Genomic DNA, 25,495 nt, shown 5'->3' with positions numbered 1-25,495 from the left:
AGCAGAAAACCTTTGTCTTCTGCTCCTTTTTACCCTTTAATTCAAAAGGACTTTTTCAGTGGCCTCCTTTGCAGTACACCCCCTTTTTTATTGATCTATAATTTAAGACCTGATAGCTTCAACCGGATCCAGTCGTGAGGCGGAGAATGCAGGCCAGAAGCCTGAAATCGCCCCGATGATTACTGAAATGCTGATCCCCATGATCACATTGTTGATGTCAAGTATGATCTCGAAGTCAGCTAAATGCGTGAATGCCTGCGTCACCATAAAGACCAGTAACAGTCCTAATAATCCGCCCATTAAACACAAAGCTATGGCTTCAAACATAAACTGAAGTAGGATGAAGTAGTTTTTCGCTCCTAATGATTTCTGTATCCCGATGATGTTTGTCCGCTCCTTCACAGATACAAACATAATGTTTGCAATACCGAAGCCGCCGACTAAAATAGAAAACCCACCAATCACCCATCCGGCAATATTCACCATCTTGAACATAATATCAAGCTGGTTGGAAAGCATTGTTGTTTTATTAAGGGAGAAGTCGTCTTCAGCTCCAGGGCGAATCTTCCGGATCGATCTCATGGTACCATAAAGTTCACTTTCCACTTCTTCCAGCCCAACAGACTCCTTACCTCTTACCGTAATCTGCGGTTGGTATTGTTCATTTTCAATATCAAACAATCCTTTTGCATATACCAGCGGTATCACGGCATTGTTGTCCTGAGACATACCAAGCATATCATCACCTTCTTTCTTGAATACACCAACGACAGTCATACGGCGTCCTAACACTTTTATTTGCTTGCCAATGGCGCTTTCACCATCAAAGAGGCCGTTCGCCACTTCGGCGCCAATGATAATTACAGGACTTGCCGACCGGCCTTCACTTTCTGTAAAATATCTGCCTTCCTGAAAGTCAAGTGTCCAGGTTTTATTGAAATCCGGGGAAACCGCCATAACGTTCACCCCTTCAACAGATCCACTCCGGTACTTGAGCGTCCGGTTGGCGGCAGTTGCTTCAAAGGAAATTCCATCTACATGCTCCAGACGGTCTCTCAGTGCATTGTAGTCGCGCATGGTGGGTTGTGGGCGGTTAACAAACTTCCACCACTGGAAATCACCGCCAAAGATCCATGGCCACTTCTGTACAAATAAGGTGTTGGAACCGAGCTTATCTACACTGGACTGCAATTTATATCGCAGCGTATCTACTGCTGAAAACACGGAAATTATTGTAAATATCCCAATGGTGATGCCGAGTAAAGACAGCATTGTTCTAAGCTTATTTTGCCGCAAGGCGTCTGCCGCAAAGCGGAAGCTCTCCCCGATAAGTCTGATTATCATCATAATTGTGAATTAGACCTCCAATAGGTAAAAAGGTTACAGCAATATATTAAAAATATGGACGGAAAAGATGTGGGAAAGATCAAGGCTTTACAAGGCCCCGACAGGGTCCTAACAGGGCTCATACAGGGGGTTAACAGGGCTATCACCCTGGAGACCCCTTGTGTAGGGCTGGTGGACCGCTTGCCATCCTTGATTCTGATCATTTACAATTGGCGTTTTAAATATGACCTGAAAGTTGGACGCTTTACAAAAAATATATCAATTCTAATGGAATTATTTTCGTATTTTTGCGGCTTTAATTAGTACATCGAAACATGAAGTTATCACAATTTAAGTTTAATTTACCCGAATCATTAGTTGCCAGTACGCCTTCCGACCAACGTGATGAGGCTCGTTTAATGGTTTTACATAAGGATAGTGGCAAAATTGAACACAAGATCTTTAAGGATGTTTTGGACTATTTTGATGACCAGGATGTAATGATTTTAAACAACACTAAGGTTTTTCCAGCTCGTTTATATGGCAACAAGGAGAAAACTGGTGCAACCATCGAGGTGTTTTTGCTACGCGAATTAAACAAGGAGTTGCGGTTATGGGACGTTCTTGTTGATCCAGCTCGTAAAATCCGTGTAGGAAACAAGTTGTATTTTGGCGACGATGATCTTTTGGTTGCAGAAGTTGTTGATAATACAACATCACGTGGACGTACCATCCGTTTCCTATTTGATGGTACTGACGAAGAATTCAGAAAAAACATCGAGATATTAGGCGAAACGCCACTTCCTAAATACATCAAACGTAAGGCAACTGCTCAGGATAAAGAACGTTACCAAACGATTTTTGCCAAGCATGAAGGTGCTGTAGCTGCCCCTACTGCAGGTATGCACTTTAGCCGTGAGCTCATGAAACGCCTTGAACTTAAAGGTGTCAACTTTGCGGAAGTTACTTTACACATTGGTCTGGGTACGTTCAGAACAGTTGAAGTTGAAGATTTAACGAAACACAAAATGGACTCTGAGCAGTTCATCATCTCCCAGAAGGATGCGGACATCGTTAATCAGGGAATAGAAAAAAAACGCAGAGTCTGTGCCGTAGGTACCACTTCTATGCGCGCGATTGAGTCTGCAGTATCTTCTGCAAGAACACTTAAAGCAGCGAATGACTGGACCAGCAAATTCATCTTCCCGCCTTACGAATTCAACATTGCGAATTCAATGATCACAAACTTCCATACCCCAGAATCTACGCTATTGATGATGGTAAGTGCATTTGGAGGCTTTGAAAATGTGCGGAATGCTTATGAAGTGGCTCTAAAAGAGAAGTATCGTTTCTATAGTTATGGAGACGCAATGTTGATTATTTAAGACATTATTATATTCAAAATGCTAAAATGGGAGATTTAAACCGACAGGTCAAGGTCTCCCATTTTTGTTTAATGCCCTATTTGAATGAATTATTATGCGATTATTGTAGCCGGAGGCTCCGGATCCAGGATGAATGCGGAGGTGCCAAAGCAATTTTTATTGCTACAAGGGCGACCTATTCTAATGCACACGATGGAGGCTTTTTTCCGTTGTGGCTTAAATCCTACGTTGATTCTGGTGTTGAATATTCACCAGCATGCGTATTGGGAAGGCCTTTGTGAACAGTATAACTTCACCATTCCGCATCAATTGGTAAGCGGCGGTACGGAACGCTTTCACTCCGTAAGCAATGGGTTAAGTGCCATAAATGCAAATGGGATTGTAGCCGTTCATGATGCCGTAAGACCCCTGGTATCACCCGAATTGATAAAGAGAAGTTATGTCGCTGCTGAGGCACAGGGGAATGTGGTTGTAAGCATTAAACCAACCGATTCCATCAGAAAGATTGGCCCGAGCGGGCGCTCTGAAGCTTTAAACAGGAATATGGTTGCCTTGATTCAAACACCACAAGTATTTGATGTTAAGTTACTTAAAAAGGCATACCTGCAACCTTTTAGAAATGAATTTACCGATGATGCATCTGTAGTGGAGCATATGGGCACGGCCATCAACCTTATTGAAGGGGAGCGTCAGAATATAAAGATCACCTTTCAGGAGGACCTGGACATTGCAACATACTATTCAACAAAAAAGGCTTCTGAATAATCAGAAGCCTTAAATATTTTGAACCTGGAAGTTAGGTCGCTCTATTGATTAATTTCAATATAATCGCGATAACTGCAATCACCAATAGCACGTGGATGATACCACCTACATCGCCAAAACCGTTAAAGAAGAAGCCAATAATCCATAGTATCACTAGTACTACGGCCACTAAATAGAGTAGATTTCCCATAATTTTAATTTTTTAGTTAGGTTTTAAGTTTCTTTCAGCTGTTAGGCTGCTGACAGTTCTATTACAATCTTCGTTCCAAAAAAAAAGCCTTGCGTGGCAAGGCTAATTATGTGTCTATATGTTAATATTCGTCTTCGTTAAAGAAAAAGTCATCCTTTGTCGGGTAATCAGGCCAAATCTCTTCGATCGTTTCGTAAGGTTCTCCATCATCCTCAAGCGCTTGTAGGTTTTCGATTACCTCAACTGGTGCACCTGATCTAATACCGTAATCAATTAATTCGTCTTTTGTTGCAGGCCATGGAGCGTCTTCCAAATGCGATGCTAATTCTAGTGTCCAATACATATTATTCGATTTTTATATACAAATTATTAATTTCCGCAAAAGTATAATAAAAATGTTCATAAGAACAAACTATTTTTCCTATAACGCTACATCCTTGGAATCCATATATTTTCTGGTTCAGCAGCATCAAAATTCACTTTTCTTGAAAGTACAAACAAGTAGTCGCTAAGCCGGTTTAAATAGATCAAAATATTTTCATTCACGTGACTTTCTGCAGCTAAGTGTACTGCAAGGCGCTCTGCCCGGCGACAGATGCAACGTGCTACATGACAGAAAGAGACGGTTGAATTGCCACCAGGGAGTACGAAATGCGTAAGGTTCGGTAAACTTTCGTTCATCTGATCCATTTCTCTTTCCAGCAGTGTTATGTCTTCGGTATTTAAATCCGGAAGCTTCCTTTTTGAACGTTCAGGATCTGCAGCAAGCTCTGCTCCGATGGTAAATAGCCGATCCTGGATTTCCTTTAAGACATCTATTTCATGTGCAGCTAAAGGCTGACAGCGGATAAGCCCGATGTATGAATTCAGTTCATCAACGGTGCCGTAGCTTTCTATCCTTAGATGGTATTTTGGTACTCTGGTGCCTCCAATAAGTGAAGTGAGGCCCTTATCCCCTGTTTTGGTATATATCTTCATGAATTATCAAATTTGTTCAAAGTCGTCACCCGACGCTTGCAATTTAGATAATCTTGGGGATACCGTTTTAATGTCTGTATTTAAATAATCGTTTTCAATCAGGCCATCTCGCATACGAATGATGCGGTGTGCATGTTGTGCAATATCTTCCTCATGCGTAACCAGAATAATGGTGTTGCCTTTACTGTGAATTTCTTCTAAAAGGCCCATAATTTCGATGGAAGTCTTGGTGTCAAGATTTCCGGTTGGCTCATCGGCCAGGATGATTGAAGGGTTATTGATTAAGGCACGTGCCACAGCAACCCTTTGGCGCTGTCCACCGGAGAGTTCATTCGGCTTGTGCGTCACCCGGTGTTCAAGACCCACATTCTCCAGCGCAGCAGTTGCCCTGCGATCGCGCTCCTCCTTATTTGCACCTGCGTAAATCAATGGAAGCGCAACGTTATCCAAGGCTGTGGAGCGTGGCAATAAGTTAAATGTCTGGAAAACGAAGCCAATTTCTTTGTTTCTTACTTCCGCAAGTTCATTGTCGGTCATATGGCTCACGTTGGTGCCGTTCAGGATGTAATCACCTTTGCTAGGTGTATCCAAACAGCCCAGGATATTCATCAGAGTTGATTTTCCAGAACCAGAGGGGCCCATTAATGCCACAAATTCACCTTTATTGATATCGAGTGAAACCGACTTCAATGCATGAATGACTTCTGCACCAATTACATATTTACGACCGATATCTTTGATGACGATTAATGGAGTTTCCATAGAAAAGCTTTTAGTTTTGGGGTTAAGACTGCAGTACCTGGCATTATGTTACAAGTTGCCCTACTTTTCTATAATTTTTGGAACCATAAAGAAGCGCTCATTATGTTCAGCGGCATTCTTTAAGGCATCATGAACAGCGATCTCGGTATTCGCTTTATCTTCCCGCCATACGTTATGTCTTTCATTCATGTACACGAGTGGCTCCACGCCGCTGGTATCCAGCGCATTCAGCTGCTCCATAAAGGTTAAAATTTTACTCATTTCGTCGATGAGTCCTGGAACCTCGGCTTCTTTGATCTCAATTCTTGCGAGATTCGCTACTTTATGTATGGTTTCTTCGTTGATGTTCATGTGCGAACGAGTTTACTGTTTATGGTATTAAAGACTTCCAGTTTCAATTGATCATCCTGTTTAATCTCCAGATGTTCTGTAAAGATAGGTTTATGTATATATATATCACAAATACCCGGGCGGGTGCCATATTTTGAACCATCATCCCAGCTTAGCGCCCAGGCGTTTACAATACTGATGGGTAACACTGGCACTTGTTTTTCGATCGCCAGGCGGAAGGTACCATTTTTAAAGGGCACCAGCTGTGGTGGATAGTGTTCATCCTGAATGCCACCTTCGGGGAAAATCAGCAGGCTCATGCCATTCGCCAGGTTGTCTCCTGCCTTTTTGAACGCTCGAAATGCAGATATCTTGCTTTCCCGGTTTACCGCAATATCAATCGTCCTGAAAAAAATGCCGAGCACGGGATTGTTTTCCAACTCCGCCTTGCCCATAAAGTGAAATCTCCCCTGCGCAAGGATACAGAGGATCATGATGTCCAGATTAGAGGTATGATTTGCACAGTAGATGTAGTGCTGTATTGGATCCAGAGGCACCTCGAAGGTAAAACGAAAACGAACCCCCGCAAGTATGCTACAGATTTTGCTATGGTAAACCCGAAGTTTGTTTAAGATACCGTACCACCTGGGTTTTCTGGCCGCAAGCCAGTATAGTGGATAGAATAGGATTGAAAATACAAGTATGATCAGTAGGAAATAAATCCGGTGAGCGTGCCTTAGAAGTTTAATCATCTGCTCAAAAGTAAAGAATTATTCATTCAGGGTATTGCCAGAATGGAATAGAATTGAGAATTGGTGTGCTAAGGTCAAATATTGAATTATTTGAATTCAATAAGCCTTTTTTGTTAATTTCGGCCCATGAAAGAAACGGTAGTTAGTGGGATTCGCCCGACAGGTAAGTTGCACCTGGGTAATTATTTTGGAGCAGTAACGAACTTTGTAAAAATGCAGCATGATTATAATTGTTATTTTTTCATCGCTGATTTACATTCACTGACTACACACCCCACGCCGGCAGATTTACATGGGTACGTGAGACATGTACTTGTGGAATATCTTGCCTGCGGCATAAATCCTGAAGAATCAACAATATACATTCAGTCTGACGTACCTGAGGTTGCAGAACTATATCTCTACCTGAACATGAATGCGTATATGGGTGAACTAGAGCGCAGTACATCATTTAAAGATAAAGTTCGTTCTCAACCCGATAACGTAAATGCAGGCCTTTTGACCTATCCGACTTTAATGGCTGCAGATATTCTAATCCACAAGGCTACAAAGGTACCGGTGGGAAAAGATCAGGAGCAACACCTGGAGATGACCAGAACTTTTGGTAATCGCTTCAACCGTCTATACAATTCAGAAACTTTCCCGGAAGCTTTCGCATTCAGCTACTCTGAGAATCTGGTGAAAGTTCCAGGTTTAGATGGCAAAGGCAAAATGGGCAAATCTGAAGGTGATGCAAACTGCATCTATCTTTCTGACAGTCCGGAAATCATCCGTAAAAAGGTTTCTAAAGCCGTTACCGATGGCGGTCCGACAGAAGAAAATCAGCAAAAACCTGAAGCCATTGAGAACCTGTTTAACCTAATGAAAATTGTTTCGCCAGCAGATACCGTAAATCACTTTGATGAGCAGTATAACAAATGTGCAATCCGCTATGGCGATTTCAAAAAGCAGTTGGCTGAAGACATGATCATCTTCAACACCCCGATCCGGGAGAAGATTGAGGAAATTGCGAAAGATACCTCCTATTTGCGTCAGGTTGCCAGACATGGTGCCTTAAAGGCAAGAGAGAGCGCCCAGAAGACCATCAAGGAAGTAAGATCACTTATTGGTTTCACATCGTTTTAGTCTCAGGCCTTCATCATCTAAATACAAATACATGCATATCGCAATTGTCGGAAACATAGGCGCCGGAAAAACAACGCTTACAGAATTACTTGCTAAGAATTATCAATGGGAACCCTTGTTCGAGGCTGTAGACAATAATCCCTATTTAGAGGATTTTTATGGAGATATGAAGCGCTGGAGCTTCAATCTGCAGATCTATTTTCTAAATAGCCGCTTTCAGCAGATTGTGGACATTCAAAGCTCTTCCAGGAATGTTATCCAGGATAGAACGATTTACGAAGATGCCTATATTTTTGCTGAAAATTTACATGACATGGGCTTAATGACCACCCGTGATTATGAAAACTACCGGGCCATTTTCGACAACATTACATCGTTTATTAAGCCACCAGACTTGCTGGTTTACCTTAAAGCTTCGGTGCCTACGCTTGTAAATAACATTCAACGCAGGGGCCGTGATTACGAGGCAAGCATCAGAATTGACTACTTATCTAAGCTGAACGAGAAGTACGAAAACTGGATAAAGGGCTATAACGCAGGCAAATTGCTGATCCTTGATAAAGACAAGCTTGATTTCACAAACAATCCGGAAGATTTAGGCGTTATTATTCAAAAGATAGAGGCAGAAATTCACGGATTATTTTAATGAAGATAATAGGCATTATACCCGCCAGATACGGCTCCAGCAGATTTCCAGGGAAACCCCTGGTAGACATAGATGGTAAAAGCATGATTCAGCGGGTATATGAACAGGCCTCTAAGTCATCCCGCCTTGATGCGGTTATTGTGGCCACCGACGACGTCCTCATTGCCGATGAGGTGAGTAGCTTTGGAGGCCGTTTTCACCTGACCAGTGCAGCCCATCAGAGTGGTACCGACCGTTGTGCAGAAGTTATCCTTAAAGAAACAGGATACGATGTGGTCATCAACATACAAGGTGACGAGCCATATATCGACCCTCAGCAAATTGACCTGCTCATCTCCTGCTTTGATGCCAGTACGGCGCAGCTTGCAACTTTGGTAAAGAAGATTGTTAGTGATGAGGAGCTTTTCAACAGCAACATCCCAAAGGTGATTCTAAACGCTTCTAAAGAGGCCGTTTATTTCAGCCGGCAAGCCATTCCATTCATTCGAGGCAAGGAAAAGGATTTCTGGTTAGCAGAACATCAATTCTACAAACATATTGGTATTTACGGCTACACGGCGCCAACGCTTTTGGAAATTACCAAACTCCAGCCCTCCCTGCTTGAATTGGCTGAAAGCCTTGAGCAATTGCGATGGGTGGAAAATGGATACACCATTCAGACACGCACCACCGATATCGAAACTATTGCCGTTGATGCACCGGAAGATCTTATAAAACTGAAGTCTTTATATTAAAGATTTAATACAAGTTATCCCCTATGAAATTAAACGCCCTGCTGCTCTTTGTTGGCATTCTTTCACTTGCAAGTTGCTCAAGTGATCCTAAATCTACGACTACAGAAACAGCTGTTCACGAGCAAGTTAATCAGATTGTAAAGCCATTCAGTGATTTAGAAAAGCTGGACACCTTCCGTGTGGTATTAACCGGTACTAAACCTAAGGATATGGTTTTAAAGTTCAGCATCATTGGGCACAATGGGCAACAGTTGTACACGCAGAACTTTGACGGAAAAACCTTAATAGACGGCTATAAACAAACTGTAGACCTGAAAAAAGAGGATAAGCAAATTGCCTTCCTGCAGGAAGAATTAAAAACATTTTTCGAAGATGAAAACTTCCTGGAACCTGCAGTGACCGAAAGCGAGGATCCTGACCAGTTTGTTCCCGATAAAGCATTTTTTGCTGAATTGAAACAGTCTGGCCTTAACGGATTTAAGTACCGCCTTGGGCAGGAAAACAAAGTTTACATTGCCTGGTCTGCGCGCGAACAAAAAGTTAAGATTTATTACAAATGCTGCTAGAAAGAAGCATTTAGCATCCTGTAAACGACATTAAATTGTCGCAATTACCACCTGTAGAGTTGCATTTTTACAAAAGATAGGCAGGCCATTTAGTTAAAATTGTTAGCTTTGTATCCCGTACAAAAACAATTAAAAAGGCACCTTCAAGCTTTTTTCCAACTCAACACTATGACAAAGTATATTTTTGTTACGGGCGGTGTTACTTCCTCTTTAGGAAAGGGCATCATCTCCGCATCACTTGCCAAACTTTTACAAGCACGAGGTTATAATGTAACCATTCAAAAATTTGATCCTTACATTAACATTGACCCGGGAACCTTAAACCCTTACGAGCATGGCGAATGCTATGTTACTGAGGATGGCGCGGAAACGGATCTGGACCTTGGGCACTACGAACGCTTTCTAAACAAGCCTACTTCTCAGGCGAACAACATCACTACAGGTCGTATTTACCAAAACGTGATCAATAAAGAACGTAAAGGTGAGTACCTGGGTAAAACCGTTCAGGTGGTACCACACATTACCGATGAGATTAAACGCAATATGAGAATATTGGGTGAAAGTGGTGAGTTTGATATCGTGATCACGGAATTGGGTGGAACAGTTGGAGATATTGAGTCGTTGCCTTTTATTGAAGCAGTAAGACAGTTTAAATGGGAAGCTGGTTCAAACAATGCTATTGTAATCCACCTGACCTTAATCCCTTTCCTTGCAGCAGCAGGTGAATTAAAGACAAAACCGACGCAACATTCGGTTAAAGCATTGCTGGAGTACGGCATTCAGCCAGATATTCTGGTGTGCCGCACCGAACATCACATCAATGCAGACATCCGCAAGAAGATTGCTCTGTTCTGTAATGTGAACGTGAATGCGGTAATTGAATCCATCGATGCTTCGACCATTTACGATGTTCCATTGTTGATGCTGAAGGAGCAATTAGATAAAATTGTACTTAGCAAGCTTAAATTGCCTAGCAAGAATGAGCCTAATCTTGATCTTTGGAAAGACTTCTTAGGTCGCTTAAAGAACCCGACATCTGAAGTTAAAATCGGTCTGATCGGTAAATACGTTGAACTTCCTGATGCTTATAAATCCATCATAGAATCCTTTATTCATGCAGGTTCCAAAAATGAATGTAAAGTAAAGGTTGAGTATATCCACTCAGAAGGTATCTACCCTGAGAATGCAAAAGAAATGCTCGGACACCTTCACGGCGTACTTGTAGCGCCTGGTTTTGGAAGCAGAGGTATCGAAGGTAAGATTGATGCTATCCGCTATGTGCGTGAAAATAATGTACCTTTCTTCGGTATTTGTCTGGGTATGCAGTGTGCCGTGATTGAATACGGTAGAAATGTGATCGGCCTGGAAAATGCAAATACAACAGAGATTGACGAAAACACCGTTCATCCCGTGATTAACATGATGGAAGATCAGAAGAACATCACCAACAAAGGTGGTACCATGCGTCTTGGATCTTATCCCTGTGACATCAAAAAAGGCACTAAGGCTTTTTCAGCATACGGGAAGGCGCACATCACAGAAAGACACCGTCACCGCTTTGAGTTTAACAACCAGTACCTAAAACAATACGAAGAAGCCGGAATGGTCGCATCTGGTATCAATCCGGACAGCGGTTTAGTGGAGATTGTAGAGCTTAAAAATCATCCGTTTTTCGTGGGTGGCCAGTTTCACCCAGAATTAAAGTCAACAGTTGCTAATCCGCATCCACTTTTTATTAAATTTGTCGCCGCTGCGATGGAGTATGCGAAGAAAAAAACCAATTAATTCGTTTAAAAATCAATAATGGATAGAAATACGTTCACAGGATTATTCCTGATCATGATTGTTTTAGCAGGATCATTCTATTTTTTCAAGCCTACCGAGGCTGAGTTAAAGATGGAATCGGAAAGGATTACTGCTGATTCACTCAAAAGAACCGGCAATAATGCTGCGACTACTAAAATGCCGGCTGCTGCGCAAGCAACCGCGCCTGTTACGCCTGACTCCAACGCTTTGAAAGGCCCCTTCGGTGCTAATCTGACCGGAACTGAGCAAACTACAGTATTAGAAAATGATAAACTGAAACTTACTCTAACCAATAAAGGTGGTAAGATTTTGTCTGTAGAGGTCAAAAATGAGAAAACCTACGAAGGCAAGCCTTTGATTTTATTCTCTGGTAACGAAAATAAATTTGGCTTGAAGCTGAACGTTAATGGTAAAATTGTAAATACCAACGACCTATACTTTACTTCAACAACCAATGGCACGGGTGTAACCATGCGTGCGAATTACAGTGGTGATAAGTACCTTGAATATTTCTATGATTTAAAGCAAGGGACTAATAACGTCACTTTCAACATCAACTTAAACGGATTTAATCAGCTAATTCAAGGTAACGCCATCACTTTAAACTGGGAGGCGATCCTGCTTGAACAAGAGAAATCTGTAGCAAACGAGCAGCTTTACTCTGCACCTTACTACAAATACGTTAACGAGAATCCTGATCACCTGAATTTCTCGAAAGATGTTAAAGAAGAACTAACTGAAGGTAAAATCGAATGGGTTGCTTTCAAGCAGCACTTCTTTTCGGGGATTATCATCCCCAAGGATGGTTTTACCAAGGGTGAAGTTGAAGTTAAAGTAACAACTGCTCCGGGCCAGGTTAAATGGTACGCAGCAAACCTTGAACTTCCTTTCAACCAGTTGGCAGCTCAAAGCTACGGCATGAGTTTCTACTTCGGTAACAACAAGTTCTCAGAACTGCAGAAACAAGGACACGATATTGAGAAGATTGTGGAAATGGGTTACTGGCCATTGAAATACATCAACCGTTTCATTGTATTGCCAGTGTTCAACTTCCTTGAAGGTTTTGGATGGGGATATGGATTAATTATCCTGGTATTAACTGTTCTGTTAAAACTGGTACTATCTCCGTTAACTTATAAGTCATACATCTCTATGGCTAAGATGCGGATTTTGAAGCCAGAGATGGACGAGATTAAAGCAAAGGTGGGTGAAGATAACCCTACCCTTTTACAACAGGAATATTTGAAGCTGTACAAACAAGTAGGCGTAAATCCTTTGGGAGGCTGTTTACCGATGTTGTTGCAGTTACCTATCGTAATGGCTTTCTTCTTCTTCTTCCCGAACCTATTTGAATTGCGTGGCCAAAGCTTCCTTTGGATGAATGACCTTTCAACCTATGATGAGTTTGTGAAGTTTGGATTCACACTGCCTTTTATTGGAGATCACTTAAGTTTAATGTGTGTGTTGATGACCATCTCAACATTGATCTTTACTTACTTCAATAACCAGGTTTCTGGAGCAACAGGTCAGATGAAATACATTGGATATATCATGCCGATTGTTTTCTTAGGTGTTTTGAACAGCTACCCTGCTGGTTTGAACTACTACTATTTCCTTGCGAACATGCTTACTTTCGGTCAGCAATTCTTAATCAGAACCATGGTGAATGACGAAAAGATTCACGCGATCCTGAAGGAGAATAAAGCTAAACCTGAAGAGAAGAAAAAGAAATCTAAATTCCAGACACGCCTTGATGACTATATGCGTCAGCAACAGCAGGCAAAAATTCAAGGAAAAAACACAAAATAATATGAAGCACCCTCCGGGGTGCTTTTTTTATGTAAGCTTAAAAATATGCTTACGCTACACCTGTTCATGTCTTTTGACCTTAGGCGCTACTTATTCTTCCTCTTTTCCGGGTCAGGATTCCGAAAACTGAGGCGCTATGCTCCAGATTTCTACATCATTCAGGAGCATTTCACAGTTATTCATCTATAAGCTGTATTTTCTTCTGTAAAATTTGACGTACATAGCCATGTATGTCTTAGGAATTTGCAATTTTTATATTCTAAATGTGAATCATTCTGAATATGCACAAATCAATCACCATCATTCTATTATTTTTTGTCAGCCTTGCCCATGCGCAAAAGAAGCCCCTGGATCACAAGGTATATGACAGCTGGGAAAGTATAGCGACTAAACAAATCTCAGACAACGGTTTATGGGCCGCCTACAATGTAGCACAGCAGGAAGGCGATGCCAAGCAGTACTTCAGCAACTTTAGCACAAACCAGAAAGTTGTGGTTCCAAGAGGAACCGGCGTTAAGTTCAGTGCCGACAGTAAATTCGCTGGGTTTACCATCAAGCCTCTTTACCAAGAAACGAGAACGGCAAGAATCAAGAAAAAGAAGGCGGACGACATGCCCAAAGACTCTCTGGGTTATATAAACCTAACCACCGGAGCAGTGACTAAAGTTGCACGCGTTAAATCTTTCAAGATGCCAGAACTTGGTACCGCGTTGTTAGCTTATCACCTTGACAAGCTTGATACGACTAAAAAAGCAGGCAGCACAGCTACGCCCGCAGCAACGGCGACATCAACGCCTGTAAAAAAAGACTATACGGATTTGTTGTTTGCAGATGATGATAAACCTGGTGCAGATAAAAAAGCTGAGGGCACGGACCTGATATTTAAAAATCTGATTACCGGAACGACAAGGACCTTTAAGTATGTAACAGACTACAGCTTCAGCAAAAATGGTAAGCAGTTGATTTTCGCTGCAAGTGGATCGAAGAAGGACAAAGCTGCGCCAGCGGGCGTGTTTGTTTACAATACGGAAAAGGGCGGTTTGAAAACCTTGATCAAAGGAAAAGGTACTTTTAAGAACTTTGTCTTCGATGAGGATGGTGAACAACTTGCCTTTGTTGGTGAGATGGATCCCGAAAAGCAGGAGATTAAATCGTATCATGTATACTACAACTCCCTGAATCTGGACACGGCTCAGGTGCTTGTAGACAACGAGATTCCTGGAATGCCAACCAAGTGGAATGTAAGTCCAGATGCTAAACTGACTTTTAGTAAAGATGCAACGAAGCTGTACTTCGGCATTGCCCCTATCAAAAAGCCAAAAGACACGACTTTGGTTGATTTCGAAAATGCCAAACTGGATATCTGGGGATATAAAGACGATTACCTGCAACCTATGCAGTTGAAGAATATGGATCGTGAACTAAAGAGAAGCTACCTGAGTGTAATTGATATATTCAACAGCGATCCAAAGGTTATTCCGCTTGCAGACCTAAATGTTCCAGATGCTAACCTGGTTAAAAAAGGTGATGCATCCTATGTACTTGCGAGCACAGATGCAGGAAACAGGATTCAGATGCAATGGACAGCGGAGAGCCTTCGCGACATCTACATGGTTGATGTAAAAACCGGTCAACGCAGGAAAATTCTTTCAGGCATGAACAGTATGGTGACCGCCTCTCCTGACGGAAATTACATTTTATTCTTCGACAAACGTACGTCTGGCTGGTACAGTTATACGGTAGCTAACGGTAAGACCGTGCACTTGAACAAAGACTTACAAGAGAAATTTGCTGATGAGGACAACGATGTGCCGGCTGATCCTTCTTCCTACGGTATGGCTGGATGGGCTGACAACGACAAAGCCGTTTACATCTATGACCGATATGATATCTGGGCGTTTTCACCTGAGGGCAAGTCTGCGCCGAAAAACGTAACAAATGGTTATGGCCGTCAGAATAAAATCACCCTGCGTTATCAGAAGCTTGATCCTGAAGAGGTGTTTATAAAAAAAGGAACAAGTTGGTTAGACGCCTTCAACAACGTGACCAAAGAAAATGGCTTTTTCAAGAAGGACTTAGGTAATACAAAGAATCCTGAACTTGTGGTTATGGCAAAATTCAAATATTCTGATCTCGTAAAGGCAAAGAATGCAGATCGCGTAGTTTACGAAAAAGCCAACTACACCAATGCTCCGAATGTGTTTAGCTCTTTGGATTTGAAAGCCGAGGTTAAACTAAGTTCAACGAACCCGCAACAGCAGAACTACAACTGGGGAACGGCAGAACTCGTTAAATGGACGACACCAAAAGGCTATAAATCTGAAGGAATCTTATATAAGCCGGAGAACTTTGATCCAAATAAGAAGTATCCGATGATCGTGTATTTCTATGAGAAGTTATCAGATGGATTATACAGTTATCAGGCACCAGCGCCTACCCCATCAAGATTGAATATTCCGTTTTTCGTTAGCAATGAATACCTGGTATTTGCGCCAGATATCAGCTACGAAACTGGTTATCCAGGTAAATCAGCAATGGAATACATCAATTCAGGTGTTGAGGAATTGAAGAAAAACGCCTGGGTAGATGGCGCCAAGATTGGTATTCAGGGACAAAGTTGGGGTGGTTACCAGGTGGCATACCTGATTACGCAAACAGACATGTACGCTGCAGCCTGGGCCGGGGCACCAGTAGTGAACATGACTTCCGCATATGGTGGCATGCGTTGGGAAAGTGGTATGAGCAGACAATTCCAGTATGAAAAAACGCAGAGCCGTATCGGCGCGACCCTATGGGAAAAGCCTGAACTTTACATGGAGAACTCCCCCCTTTTCTACCTTCCTAAAGTAAATACGCCAGTGGCGATTATGTCTAACGATGCAGATGGCGCCGTTCCTTACTACCAGGGCATCGAGATGTTTACTGGTCTGCGAAGACTTGGCAAGCCAGCATGGTTATTGGTTTACAACAATGAAGCACACAACCTGGTGCAACGCCAGAATCGCAAGGACATCTCGATTCGTGAGCAGCAGTTCTTTGACCACTATCTAAAAGGTGCCAAAGCACCTCAATGGATGGTTACGGGTGTACCTGCGACTGAAAAGGGCAGCAACTGGGGATTTGAGCTTACGGATGCCAAACCATAAACACAAAAAATACTAGCTTTGCCACTGCCGGACCATCCGGCAGTGGCTTTTTTATTTCTACCCTTTGATGATGGATCTTTCACCCATTCTAAACTCGTATAATACTTTCATTGAAACACAGCTCAAGGATCGGTTCTTTAAACACCGGGACCTTGTTTCGATTATTTCCAAACATGCGTCCACGGCCGCGCAGGAGGTTGTTGGTCATTCTGTAGAAGGTCGGGAACTGATCCTGCTTCGTTTAGGAAATGGTCCTATGAAGGTATTCCTATGGAGCCAGATGCACGGTGATGAAACTACAGGAACGATGGCAATTATGGATTTACTGAACTTCCTGAAGCATCCGGCGTTTGCATCCTTTGCTACTGAGATTTTGTCTAGCTGTACGCTTTATCTGCTGCCCATGGTAAATCCAGATGGTGCGGAGCGGTTTACCCGTCGAAATGCACAGCAACTTGATATAAACCGTGATTACCTGTCTGCAAAGAGTACTGAAGCTCAAATCCTGAAAGCGGTGCATGCGAACATTCAACCCGACTTCGGCTTTAATCTACACGATCAATCCGACCTATGGGGCGTACAACATACCACCAACCCCGCAGCGGTTTCATTCTTAGCGCCTGCGTTTGACGAGGGCTGTAGCCTGAACGACAATCGCAGGCACGCGATGCAGGTCATTGCTTGTATGAAGGCGTCATTGGACGCACAGCTGCCCGGAAAAATGGGCTTGTTCGACGATACGTATGAACCCAGGGCTTTTGGCGATAACTTTCAAGCATCAGGTACAGCCACCATATTAATTGAAGGTGGAACAATGATTGGAGATGTAGAAGCACAGCAGGTTCGCAAGATGGTCTTTGGAGCGATACTTGCCGGCTTAAAGGCCATCAGTTCAGCAGAATATGAAGCGGTTCCTTTAGACAACTACTTCAATATTCCTAAGAATAGCAAGACATTATTTCACCTCATAATTCATGATATTGAAGTTAATGGACTTAAGACTAGTGTAGGCATAAACTATAAACCTAGTCCTGGAGTCGGGGGTACTCAGGTTGATCGTTTTTACACCATTGAAGATATTGGGGATCTACATACGATGAGTGCCCACGAGGTTTTCGAGGCAAGCACCCTGCAACTGGAAGGTAGCATCGTATACGACGAGCCAGCAAACTTTAGCCTGATGCGTGGAAAAGAACCTGTTTTAAGCTTCAAAAACGGGATATTGCAATCAAAAGTCATATTTTAGAACTTTCAAATTCATAAATGGCATTAAGCAGAATCTGGTCCGCCTTCATCCTTGTTGCGATCTTCGTTGCATGTATTAAATGTTTCTTCCTGGGACAATCCGATGTTTTCAATTGGATGATTGTTGGCAAGGCCGATGACCCCGGAAACCCCCTTCATATCGATGGGGTTATAGAAACCTGCTGGACGGCGGTAAATATCTGTTTGAAGCTGATCGGTATCATGGCGCTATTTATGGGCTTCATGAGCATTGCGGAGCGCGCTGGTGGGATCAGACTGTTGTCGAGGATCATTGCGCCTTTCTTCTCAAAGCTGTTTCCTGACGTTCCAAAAGGCCATCCCGCGACTGGTCACATGGTTATGAATTTCTCGGCTAATTTGTTAGGCCTCGACAATGCAGCCACCCCTTTTGGCTTAAAGGCTATGGAGAGCTTGCAGGAGCTCAATCCAACGAAGGACCGTGCCTCTAACGCCCAGATCATGTTTTTATGTCTGCATGCCTCTGGTTTGACCCTGATACCGGTGAGTATTATCGCAATTCGCGCCTCCCTGAATGCAGCGAATCCTACGGAAATCTTTATTCCCTGCATGATCGCCACTTTCGTGGCAACAATTGCTGCGATGCTGATTGTCTCTTTCAAACAAAAAATCAATGTATTTGCACCTGCGATCTTGATTTGGGTCCTTGGCTTATCAAGCGTCATCGCATTGCTGGTTCTCTATCTGACATCATTAAGCACCGCCGGTCTACAATCATTTTCAGGTATACTCAGTAACGGATTGTTACTACTCATCTTTTTTCTGATCGTATTGGGTGCTGTTTACAAGAAAATCGACGTGTTTGATGCCTTTGTTGAGGGCGCAAAAGGCGGTTTCGAGACGGCTATTCGCATTATTCCTTACTTGGTCGGGATGCTGATTGCCATTAGCTTGCTGCGCACAAGCGGTACATTTGACGTTATCATAAATGGAATGAAGCAGGTTTGTATGTTTTTTCAGGTGGACTCCCGGTTTATAGATGGCATTCCAACAGCCTTAATCAGGCCGCTAAGCGGTGGCGGTGCAAGAGGTATGATGATTGATACCATGACCACACACGGGCCAGATTCTTTCGCAGGCAGGTTGTCAAGCATATTACAAGGAAGTTCAGACACCACCTTTTACGTGATAGCGGTATACTTCGGAGCCGTGAATGTAAAGGATACCCGGTACGCCATCGGCGCAATGTTGCTGGCTGATTTGGTTGGTGTAATCACAGCAATAAGCCTGGCCTACCTGTTTTTCGGGTAAGCAATGTTTTATTAGAAGAAGGATTAGGAGTTTGACTAGTTGCCTGGCTTAAGCGACTTCAGCTGTGTGATAACTTTGTCCAGAATGCCTGGCTCGATGTTGGCGTATTTGGAAAACTTCCAATTTGCATTACCATCCAGCCATACACAAAAGGAATGATACCCATCAAGAACTACGGCGTAGGTCTCGTGAAAATCATCATGGATTTGCATACAAAAGCCCGAAACAGGCTTACCCGCTAAATCAAATTGCAGATTTAAATAGTTGCTCATCATAACATACCTGGTTAGTGGATACTAAACAAACATGTTTGAGCAATGTTTAAGATATTTTAAAAATAATAATTGAAGCTGTTTAAGCTGCGAAATGGCCGTTCACCACATGTACAAACTTGTCTATGTCAAACGGCTTCGGTATGAACCCATTTGGCGGGCCAGGTAGGGCTTTAAAGTTCTGAAGGTTGTGACTTGCAGAGATCATGATGATGGGGATTGGGTTCAGAGAAAGATTTTCTTTTATCGTCCTGCAGATCTCTCTCCCATCCATTCCGGATAACATAACGTCAAGTAGAATCAGATCAGGCCTAATGTTCGTTATGGAATCAATTATATTTCTTCCGTTAGTTAAAGTAGCAACTTCGTAGCCTTCATCCTCCAGGATGATTCTGATCACATCTAGTATGTCATTATCATCATCAACCGCTAGTATTTTTCTCATCTAATTACCCTCATTTCGCTGAGGTACAAGCCATTTGTATGCCAGTATTGTCATTTATTGCAATAAATTTAAGATATACTAAGTTTATTAGCATCTTTATGCAATCGAACCTATATTGAAAAACAAGATGAAATACGCCGTTGTAGATATTGAAACAACTGGTGGGTGCCCCTCCGGAAATGGCATCACAGAGATATCCATCCATATCATGGATGGGAACACTGTTGTAGAAACCTGGGAATCCTTAATCAACCCTGAGCAATTTATTCCCAGCTATATTGAGGCACTTACAGGCATTAACAACGAAATGGTTGCCGAGGCCCCTACTTTTTCAGAAGTTGCGGTTCATATTTATGAGCTGCTACATGATAAGATATTTATTGCCCATAATGTGAATTTTGATTATGCTTTTATCAGGCATCACCTCTCCTTATCCGGACACACCTTGAACTGCAAGAAGTTATGTACCGTTAGGTTAAGTCGCAAGCTCTTCCCTGGTTTAAGCTCCTATAACTTAGGCAAGCTTTGTAAGTCACTCGACATCAACTTAGAAAATCGACACCGGGCTGGCGGCGATGCTGCGGCGACGGCCGTCCTCTTTGCAAAGCTACTGGATGCTGATGTGGAATCTCACATTTCGCGTTCGCTGGAAAAAGCATCTAAGGAGCAGGTTTTGCCACCGCATCTTTCCAGAAATTACATTGATAGACTGCCTTCACAGCCAGGGGTTTATTATTTCCGTGATCAGAAAGGAAAGATCATTTATATAGGGAAAGCTAAAAACTTAAAGAAACGTGTTTGTTCTCATTTTAGTGGGAACAGCAGCAGTAAACAGCGCCAGGAATTCCTGAAAAATATACACAATATTGATTATGATATTTGTGGTACAGAACTGATGGCACTAATCCTGGAAGCGACACAAATACAAAAGTTCTGGCCGGAAAATAACCGTGCACTCAAGCGATTTGAACAAAAATACGCCTTGTACGAATACGTCGATCAGAATGGCTACATCAGATTGGGCATAGACAAATACAAAAAGCAATGTCCATCACTTTACAGCTTCAACAGCATCTTGGATGGGCACAACCTGCTTAAAACTTTGATCCGTGAATTCCGTCTCTGTGAGAAACTGTGTTTTGTACAACGTAACCGAACTGCCTGCACAGGTCATGAGCATGGGCTTTGTGAGGGTGCCTGCTTAGGGGTTGAAGATTCTACCGCTTATAACTTACGTGTACAGGAAGCTATAAACCACCTTAAATTGATGCTTCCTTCGTTTGTGGTGTTTGATCAGGGGCGCACTGAAGATGAGCAAAGTTGCGTATGGATTGAGAATGGGAAATTTTATGGCATGGGCTACGTATCTTTCCATTCGGACGTTAATGATTTCGAAATGCTAAAGTCTGCTTTACAGCCGTACCCATCAAACGACTATATTGTCAATCTGATCTTATCTTATGCGGAAAATAATCCTGAAAAGAAGCGGTCTTTAATTTTTGAGCCTGCAAATCAGTAAAATAGAAGATATTTTCAATTAACATTTGCTGAAGTTCAATTGAACGTCTATCTTTGGCGCTCCAAGCGGATAGGCACCCATAGCTCAGCTGGATAGAGCAACGGTTTTCTAAACCGTCGGTCACAGGTTCGAATCCTGTTGGGTGTACGAAATACTTAGTTCCAAACCCCTGTAAGTTTTCTTACAGGGGTTTGTTTTTTACAGGAATTTTGAGTGCCGCAGCCTCTAATTGTAAGCAGCTAGTGCAACTGTACTTCGATTGTAACTACACTTTATTGTAACCGGTTATTAAAAATATACTTTCATTAGAACCGGTTAGTGCAACTACAGTTTAACTGAATTGACTAATACAATCACAATTTTAGGAACTTAGAAAATTAAAGAGATGTCAACCAGGTTTTCCAGTCGCTAATGCGGAAGGCATATCCCCTTTCCTGAAGAAAACTACTTCCGACGATCTTCCAATCCGCTTTTTCCATTATGAATTCTGGTACTTCAAAACCTTGATGCTGTGCAGCAAGCACATAAAACTCGGCTCTTGAAGGATGATCCGGTGATACCCCATTCACTCTTGAGGGCAGCTTGTCAAGACTTATCAATAAAGCTGTAATTCCAATACAATCTTCGAGATGGATAAGGTTCACTGGCGCTAAACCATTTGGGATATTCTTTTTGCCCGCGAAGAAAGATCCAGGCAATCTTCCCGGCCCCACCAAACCGCCGAAACGTAGTGCGACAAACTGTACACCTGGAATATTTTGTAGTAAAGACTCAAGTTCAAGCAGCACCGCTCCAGAGGGACTGTCCGGACTGCAGGCTGTATGATCATCTACAACCGCGTTGTGGTCACCATACACGCTGGTAGAACTGATGAAAATTATCTTTTTGATGGCTGTTGATTTCACCTGTTGAACAAGGTTTTGCATGCCGGAACAATAACCGTCATTTGCAGCAAGCTTCACATTGGAAGAAATTATGAGTGCATCACTTAACCAGAAATCCGAATCAGGAATAAGGAGACTTACCTCCTGATCTAGTCTAATATTATAGCTCGGGATGCCACGTTGTTGAAGGACACTCACCTTCTCTTTGCTTGTTGCCGAACCTTTAACATCAAACCCATCGTTGAGCAAGTGTACCGCGAGAGCAGTTCCAAACCAGCCACAACCTAATATACTAACACGATTTACCATGATTCTAATTAAGACGTCCTAAAAGTAAACAACATCATCACCATCCGCCATAATGACTTTAGTGGCAAGGTCTATGAAGATGCCATGTGCGAGTAAGCCATCAATGTTGTTCAATGCTTTAGCCAGCGCTTCAGGATGATCAATCAGACCAAAATCTGCATCAATGATGTGGTTACCGTTATCAGTTACAAAAAGGTGTCCACTTTTCTTACGGAGCAATGCGCTTCCCCCTATTAACTTAAGTTCTTGTAAGACGTAGTTTGTTGCCAGTGGGATAACTTCAATGGGGATCGTAAACGCACCGAGTTGTTTAACCAGCTTAGAAGCATCTGCGATGATGATTTCCTGTTTAGACATAGATGCTACGATCTTTTCTCTAAATAGCGCCCCACCACCACCTTTTATAAGCTTTCGGTCCGTTGTAAATTCATCCGCTCCATCTATGGTGATGTCAATCGCATGTACTTCATCAAAACCAAGAACAGGAATACCTAAGCTTTCAGCGAGGTATGCGGTCTGCTCAGATGTTGCAACGCCCTGGATCTGCATGCCTTGTTTTACAAGTGCTGCAATTTCTTGAATTGCATAAAACGCAGATGATCCGGTTCCAAGTCCGACGATACTCCCCTCTTGTACAAATTTTACCGCGGCAGCCGCCGCCAGCTTCTTCTCGTTATCTTTCTGAGTTGATGTCTTTTCCAAGATGTTGAAGTTAAATTATATACTAAAATGCTTGGCATCAGCGTATAGGCGCTTAGATCCTATTTCAAACATGGTAACAAATCAAAAATCATAAAAATAAAAAAAGGCCCGCTAATGCGGGCCTTTTTTTATCAAAAGCAGATTACTTATCGCTATTTTTTTTCTCGGTTACTTCAGTACGAATCTCTTGTGCCAGGTTTTTCAATTCCTGCATTGCTTTACGTACACGTGTACCAGCAGCACCATTACCTGAGTTATAAAATTTGTCCGCGTCAGCTTCAACACCGGCAACAAGTTCCTTTAGTTTTGAAAATTTTTCCATGCTCTTTTGAAATTAGTTATTTGATTATGTTTTAAAGTTAATAATTATTGGATTTCCTGCAAATCAATTATTCATCAATTGAAGGTTTTTACATCCTTATTTAGTTATTAAAACCATTTTTTAATGGTTTTGTTAAGTTACTAAAGTAAATATTTTAACCAGAAAAACTTAAACCTATGGTAACCAACGATAAAAATCCGAAAGAAAATGCGCCAGGCGGCGAGAACTATGACATAAACAATCCCCAGAATCTAACCAGCCCCGATTACAACAGCACAACAGAACACCGGGATACGGATGAATTACCTGGCGTAGAGAACTTAAACCACTCGAACAACCTAGATCAGGAGATGCCAGATAATGATGGTTCCTTAACCGGAACGCCATCAAAAACCGATCTTGGAAATTCACAAAAGCCAGAGGAAGATAAAGCCGATGATGGCCTGATCGCCACCTAAGCCAAAGCAAGCAACTGTGTACCTGCTGAAAAAACCCTAAGCTCGTGCATTACGCCGCACTTTAGTGCAAAATTACTACGCTGATGCCCCACAGGAAAGTCGAAACAAACTGGAAAACCATAGTCCTGCACTTTTTCAAGCACGATTTCATAGATGGTTTTGCCAAATGCTTCTTCTGGGTCATCAGCTTTTGTTTTAAAATTCCCGATAATCATACCCTCCAAACCGCTCAACATACCCGAGCGTTTTAGGTTCCACAACATCCGATCTATACTATATAGGTACTCCCCCGTATCTTCAAGAAATAGAATCTTGCCGCGGGTATCCATCGCAGAGGCGGTACCCGAAAGCGTTTCTAAAATACTAAGATTGCCTCCGATTAGCATGCCCCTTCCTGTGCCCATACGATTATACTTAATATAAGATGCCTCATATTTCATCTTACTCCCGGTAAGTGCAGCATGAATTGAATTGATTGTTTCCACCTGGATCGGTTCTGCCAATGCCCAGACATCCGGAAAACTGTTACACATTTTTGAATGCAGAGAAGCCATATCCACAAACTGATGTAAATGGCTGTGTAATATCGTGACATCACTGAATCCAATTATCCATTTCGGGTTTTTCCTTAACCTGGAAAAGTCCAAATCGTCAATGATTCTCACCAGTCCGTAGCCTCCTCTTGCGCACATAATGGCGCTAAGCGAAGGATCATCCATCATGGCCTGCAGATCAGCTTTACGCTCTGCATCAGTTCCACCGAAGGTGTAAGACCGTTTGCCAATGGTTTCACCAACCTGCACCTTAAAGCCCCATTGCTCCATGAGCAATTTCGCAGGCTGTATTGCCTCGAGGCTTATGTAGCCCGCAGGACTCGTGATCCCAATCGTGTCGCCAGGTTTTAAATAAGGCGGAACAATGAATTTATTTAGCGCTTTGTCGCCCGGGGCGAACCCTTCTATAGATGTGGCGGCCGTAAGCAGACCTGTAACGGATAGGAATTTTTTTCTGTCCATTTTATATAAAAAGAAACGACGGACAGTGTTTATAATACATCCTTGAGCGTTGACCAGACATTCTCAGCCAAAATCTTGTGGCCTTCAACGGTCGGGTGAATACCATCTGCTTGATTCAGATCAGGCACACCCCCTACGCCTTCCAGTAAAAATGGAATGAAAGCAGCATTGTTCTTTTTTGCCAACCTTGGGAATATCTCTTTGAACCCGTTTGCGTATTTGGCACCCATACTAGGTGGAACCATCATGCCAGTGACAACGATCTTCGCCTCTGGGAACTTTGCCTGAACCTGATCGATAATAGACTGCAGGTTGCGTTCGGTTTCCTGAACATCCAAGCCTCTGAGACCGTCATTGGCACCGAGTTCCAACACAAACACATCCATCTGCTGCTTCAATAGCCAGTCTATCCTATTCTTCCCTCCTGCAGATGTCTCACCACTTAAGCCCGCACTTACAACCTTATAAGGTAACTGCAAAGAATCAATCTTTTGTTCAATCAAGTATGGAAATGCAGCTTCTGGGTCCTCCAGACCGTAGCCTGCAGTTAAGCTATCTCCAAAGAAAAGTACCGTCTTCGTTTTTTCCTGTATTTTATTTTCTACATTAACCGTTGGCGCATCCGTCTTTGTAGTCGTATTATTGCCGCAGGCTACTAGAAAACATACCATGAGGCATCCGAATTTTGAAAATCTGTGTAGTGTCATGATCGC

General features: G+C 42.6%; 28 protein-coding genes and 1 tRNA gene. 15 read left to right on the top strand and 14 right to left on the bottom strand.

Annotation, left to right across the window (positions count from 1 at the left end):
• Positions 1–102: 102 nt before the first annotated feature.
• Positions 103–1,347 carry an ABC transporter permease gene (locus tag IEW69_RS06645; protein ID WP_188626043.1) on the bottom strand — a complete coding sequence of 415 codons (1,245 nt, stop codon included), beginning with the start codon at positions 1,345–1,347 and terminating at the stop codon, positions 103–105.
• A 54-nt stretch (positions 1,348–1,401) separates the two neighbouring features.
• Here IEW69_RS06645 and IEW69_RS06640 point away from each other — a divergent pair, with 54 nt between their 5' ends.
• The 3 genes from IEW69_RS06640 to IEW69_RS06630 all read left to right on the top strand — a co-directional run bounded on the left by IEW69_RS06640 (position 1,402) and on the right by IEW69_RS06630 (position 3,476).
• Positions 1,402–1,650, top strand: a complete 249-nt coding sequence (locus IEW69_RS06640; RefSeq protein ID WP_188626042.1) for a hypothetical protein — start codon at positions 1,402–1,404, stop codon at positions 1,648–1,650.
• Positions 1,651–1,661: 11 nt separating this feature from the next.
• Positions 1,662–2,711 (top strand): tRNA preQ1(34) S-adenosylmethionine ribosyltransferase-isomerase QueA, encoded by a 1,050-nt coding sequence (gene queA, locus IEW69_RS06635; protein ID WP_188626041.1) that lies wholly within the window; start codon positions 1,662–1,664, stop codon positions 2,709–2,711.
• An 84-nt stretch (positions 2,712–2,795) separates the two neighbouring features.
• Positions 2,796–3,476: a 2-C-methyl-D-erythritol 4-phosphate cytidylyltransferase gene (locus IEW69_RS06630; RefSeq protein ID WP_188626040.1), complete on the top strand. Its 681-nt coding sequence runs from the start codon at positions 2,796–2,798 to the stop codon at positions 3,474–3,476.
• A 31-nt stretch (positions 3,477–3,507) separates the two neighbouring features.
• On the opposite strand, the gene IEW69_RS06625 is transcribed toward IEW69_RS06630, so the two are convergent.
• From IEW69_RS06625 to IEW69_RS06600, 6 genes are all read right to left on the bottom strand, one after another.
• Positions 3,508–3,666, bottom strand: coding sequence for a lmo0937 family membrane protein (locus IEW69_RS06625; protein WP_188626039.1), 159 nt, complete (start codon positions 3,664–3,666; stop codon positions 3,508–3,510).
• A gap of 121 nt (positions 3,667–3,787) precedes the next feature.
• Positions 3,788–4,009, bottom strand: a complete 222-nt coding sequence (locus IEW69_RS06620) for a DUF2795 domain-containing protein (RefSeq protein ID WP_008240955.1) — start codon at positions 4,007–4,009, stop codon at positions 3,788–3,790.
• Between the two features lie 86 nt (positions 4,010–4,095).
• Positions 4,096–4,644, bottom strand: coding sequence for a cob(I)yrinic acid a,c-diamide adenosyltransferase (locus IEW69_RS06615; RefSeq protein WP_188626038.1), 549 nt, complete (start codon positions 4,642–4,644; stop codon positions 4,096–4,098).
• 6 nt (positions 4,645–4,650) lie between these two features.
• The gene (locus IEW69_RS06610; protein WP_188626037.1) at positions 4,651–5,406 is read right to left on the bottom strand and encodes an ABC transporter ATP-binding protein; all 756 of its coding nucleotides are present in this window, start codon (positions 5,404–5,406) and stop codon (positions 4,651–4,653) included.
• A gap of 60 nt (positions 5,407–5,466) precedes the next feature.
• Complete coding sequence (gatC, locus tag IEW69_RS06605) at positions 5,467–5,757, bottom strand: Asp-tRNA(Asn)/Glu-tRNA(Gln) amidotransferase subunit GatC (RefSeq protein ID WP_188626036.1); 291 nt, start codon at positions 5,755–5,757, stop codon at positions 5,467–5,469.
• Positions 5,754–6,488, bottom strand: coding sequence for a lysophospholipid acyltransferase family protein (locus tag IEW69_RS06600; protein ID WP_188626035.1), 735 nt, complete (start codon positions 6,486–6,488; stop codon positions 5,754–5,756). Before IEW69_RS06600 ends, gatC begins: the two co-directional genes overlap by 4 nt.
• A gap of 126 nt (positions 6,489–6,614) precedes the next feature.
• Here IEW69_RS06600 and trpS point away from each other — a divergent pair, with 126 nt between their 5' ends.
• From trpS to IEW69_RS06555, 9 genes are all read left to right on the top strand, one after another.
• Complete coding sequence (gene trpS / locus IEW69_RS06595) at positions 6,615–7,613, top strand: tryptophan--tRNA ligase (RefSeq protein WP_188626034.1); 999 nt, start codon at positions 6,615–6,617, stop codon at positions 7,611–7,613.
• A 31-nt stretch (positions 7,614–7,644) separates the two neighbouring features.
• The gene (locus IEW69_RS06590; protein WP_188626033.1) at positions 7,645–8,259 is read left to right on the top strand and encodes a deoxynucleoside kinase; all 615 of its coding nucleotides are present in this window, start codon (positions 7,645–7,647) and stop codon (positions 8,257–8,259) included.
• On the top strand, positions 8,259–8,993 hold the full coding sequence (gene kdsB, locus IEW69_RS06585) for a 3-deoxy-manno-octulosonate cytidylyltransferase (protein WP_188626032.1): 735 nt from the start codon (positions 8,259–8,261) through the stop codon (positions 8,991–8,993). The genes IEW69_RS06590 and kdsB overlap by 1 nt, the downstream gene beginning before the upstream one ends.
• Positions 8,994–9,016: 23 nt before the next feature.
• Positions 9,017–9,559, top strand: a complete 543-nt coding sequence (locus IEW69_RS06580) for a hypothetical protein (protein WP_188626031.1) — start codon at positions 9,017–9,019, stop codon at positions 9,557–9,559.
• A 168-nt stretch (positions 9,560–9,727) separates the two neighbouring features.
• A complete protein-coding gene (gene pyrG, locus IEW69_RS06575; protein ID WP_188626030.1) occupies positions 9,728–11,344 on the top strand; it encodes a CTP synthase in 1,617 nt (538 codons plus the stop codon).
• Between the two features lie 18 nt (positions 11,345–11,362).
• On the top strand, positions 11,363–13,174 hold the full coding sequence (yidC, locus tag IEW69_RS06570) for a membrane protein insertase YidC (protein WP_188626029.1): 1,812 nt from the start codon (positions 11,363–11,365) through the stop codon (positions 13,172–13,174).
• A 281-nt stretch (positions 13,175–13,455) separates the two neighbouring features.
• Entirely contained in the window at positions 13,456–16,320 is a 2,865-nt protein-coding gene (locus IEW69_RS06565; RefSeq protein ID WP_188626028.1) for a S9 family peptidase, read from the top strand.
• A gap of 67 nt (positions 16,321–16,387) precedes the next feature.
• Positions 16,388–17,566: a M14 family zinc carboxypeptidase gene (locus IEW69_RS06560; RefSeq protein WP_188626027.1), complete on the top strand. Its 1,179-nt coding sequence runs from the start codon at positions 16,388–16,390 to the stop codon at positions 17,564–17,566.
• Positions 17,567–17,583: 17 nt separating this feature from the next.
• Entirely contained in the window at positions 17,584–18,855 is a 1,272-nt protein-coding gene (locus tag IEW69_RS06555; RefSeq protein WP_188626026.1) for a spore maturation protein, read from the top strand.
• 35 nt (positions 18,856–18,890) lie between these two features.
• On the opposite strand, the gene IEW69_RS06550 is transcribed toward IEW69_RS06555, so the two are convergent.
• The gene (locus IEW69_RS06550; RefSeq protein WP_188626025.1) at positions 18,891–19,130 is read right to left on the bottom strand and encodes a hypothetical protein; all 240 of its coding nucleotides are present in this window, start codon (positions 19,128–19,130) and stop codon (positions 18,891–18,893) included.
• A gap of 79 nt (positions 19,131–19,209) precedes the next feature.
• Complete coding sequence (locus tag IEW69_RS06545) at positions 19,210–19,572, bottom strand: response regulator (RefSeq protein WP_188626024.1); 363 nt, start codon at positions 19,570–19,572, stop codon at positions 19,210–19,212.
• 127 nt (positions 19,573–19,699) lie between these two features.
• Here IEW69_RS06545 and IEW69_RS06540 point away from each other — a divergent pair, with 127 nt between their 5' ends.
• Positions 19,700–21,091, top strand: a complete 1,392-nt coding sequence (locus IEW69_RS06540) for an exonuclease domain-containing protein (protein ID WP_188626023.1) — start codon at positions 19,700–19,702, stop codon at positions 21,089–21,091.
• Positions 21,092–21,164: 73 nt separating this feature from the next.
• Positions 21,165–21,238 (top strand) — tRNA-Arg (locus tag IEW69_RS06535).
• Between the two features lie 230 nt (positions 21,239–21,468).
• Here IEW69_RS06535 and IEW69_RS06530 read toward each other — a convergent pair.
• From IEW69_RS06530 to IEW69_RS06520, 3 genes are all read right to left on the bottom strand, one after another.
• On the bottom strand, positions 21,469–22,284 hold the full coding sequence (locus tag IEW69_RS06530) for an NAD-dependent epimerase/dehydratase family protein (protein ID WP_188626022.1): 816 nt from the start codon (positions 22,282–22,284) through the stop codon (positions 21,469–21,471).
• Between the two features lie 18 nt (positions 22,285–22,302).
• On the bottom strand, positions 22,303–22,986 hold the full coding sequence (rpiA, locus tag IEW69_RS06525) for a ribose-5-phosphate isomerase RpiA (protein ID WP_188626021.1): 684 nt from the start codon (positions 22,984–22,986) through the stop codon (positions 22,303–22,305).
• 142 nt (positions 22,987–23,128) lie between these two features.
• Complete coding sequence (locus IEW69_RS06520; protein WP_188626020.1) at positions 23,129–23,308, bottom strand: BF3379 family histone-like protein; 180 nt, start codon at positions 23,306–23,308, stop codon at positions 23,129–23,131.
• 176 nt (positions 23,309–23,484) lie between these two features.
• Here IEW69_RS06520 and IEW69_RS06515 point away from each other — a divergent pair, with 176 nt between their 5' ends.
• Positions 23,485–23,766: a hypothetical protein gene (locus IEW69_RS06515; protein WP_188626019.1), complete on the top strand. Its 282-nt coding sequence runs from the start codon at positions 23,485–23,487 to the stop codon at positions 23,764–23,766.
• Here IEW69_RS06515 and IEW69_RS06510 read toward each other — a convergent pair.
• Together IEW69_RS06510 and IEW69_RS06505 are read right to left on the bottom strand one after the other, a co-directional pair.
• Positions 23,763–24,782 carry a S66 peptidase family protein gene (locus tag IEW69_RS06510; protein ID WP_188626018.1) on the bottom strand — a complete coding sequence of 340 codons (1,020 nt, stop codon included), beginning with the start codon at positions 24,780–24,782 and terminating at the stop codon, positions 23,763–23,765. The genes IEW69_RS06515 and IEW69_RS06510 overlap by 4 nt on opposite strands.
• Before the next feature lie 29 nt (positions 24,783–24,811).
• Positions 24,812–25,453, bottom strand: coding sequence for an arylesterase (locus IEW69_RS06505; protein ID WP_188626017.1), 642 nt, complete (start codon positions 25,451–25,453; stop codon positions 24,812–24,814).
• Positions 25,454–25,495 lie beyond the last annotated feature (42 nt).

Origin of the sequence: Pedobacter quisquiliarum, from assembly GCF_014642175.1 — a bacterium.
Classification (GTDB): domain Bacteria; phylum Bacteroidota; class Bacteroidia; order Sphingobacteriales; family Sphingobacteriaceae; genus Pedobacter; species Pedobacter quisquiliarum.
The sequence above is the reverse complement of the archived record's forward strand: the minus strand, read 5'-3'. Positions and strand labels throughout refer to the sequence as shown.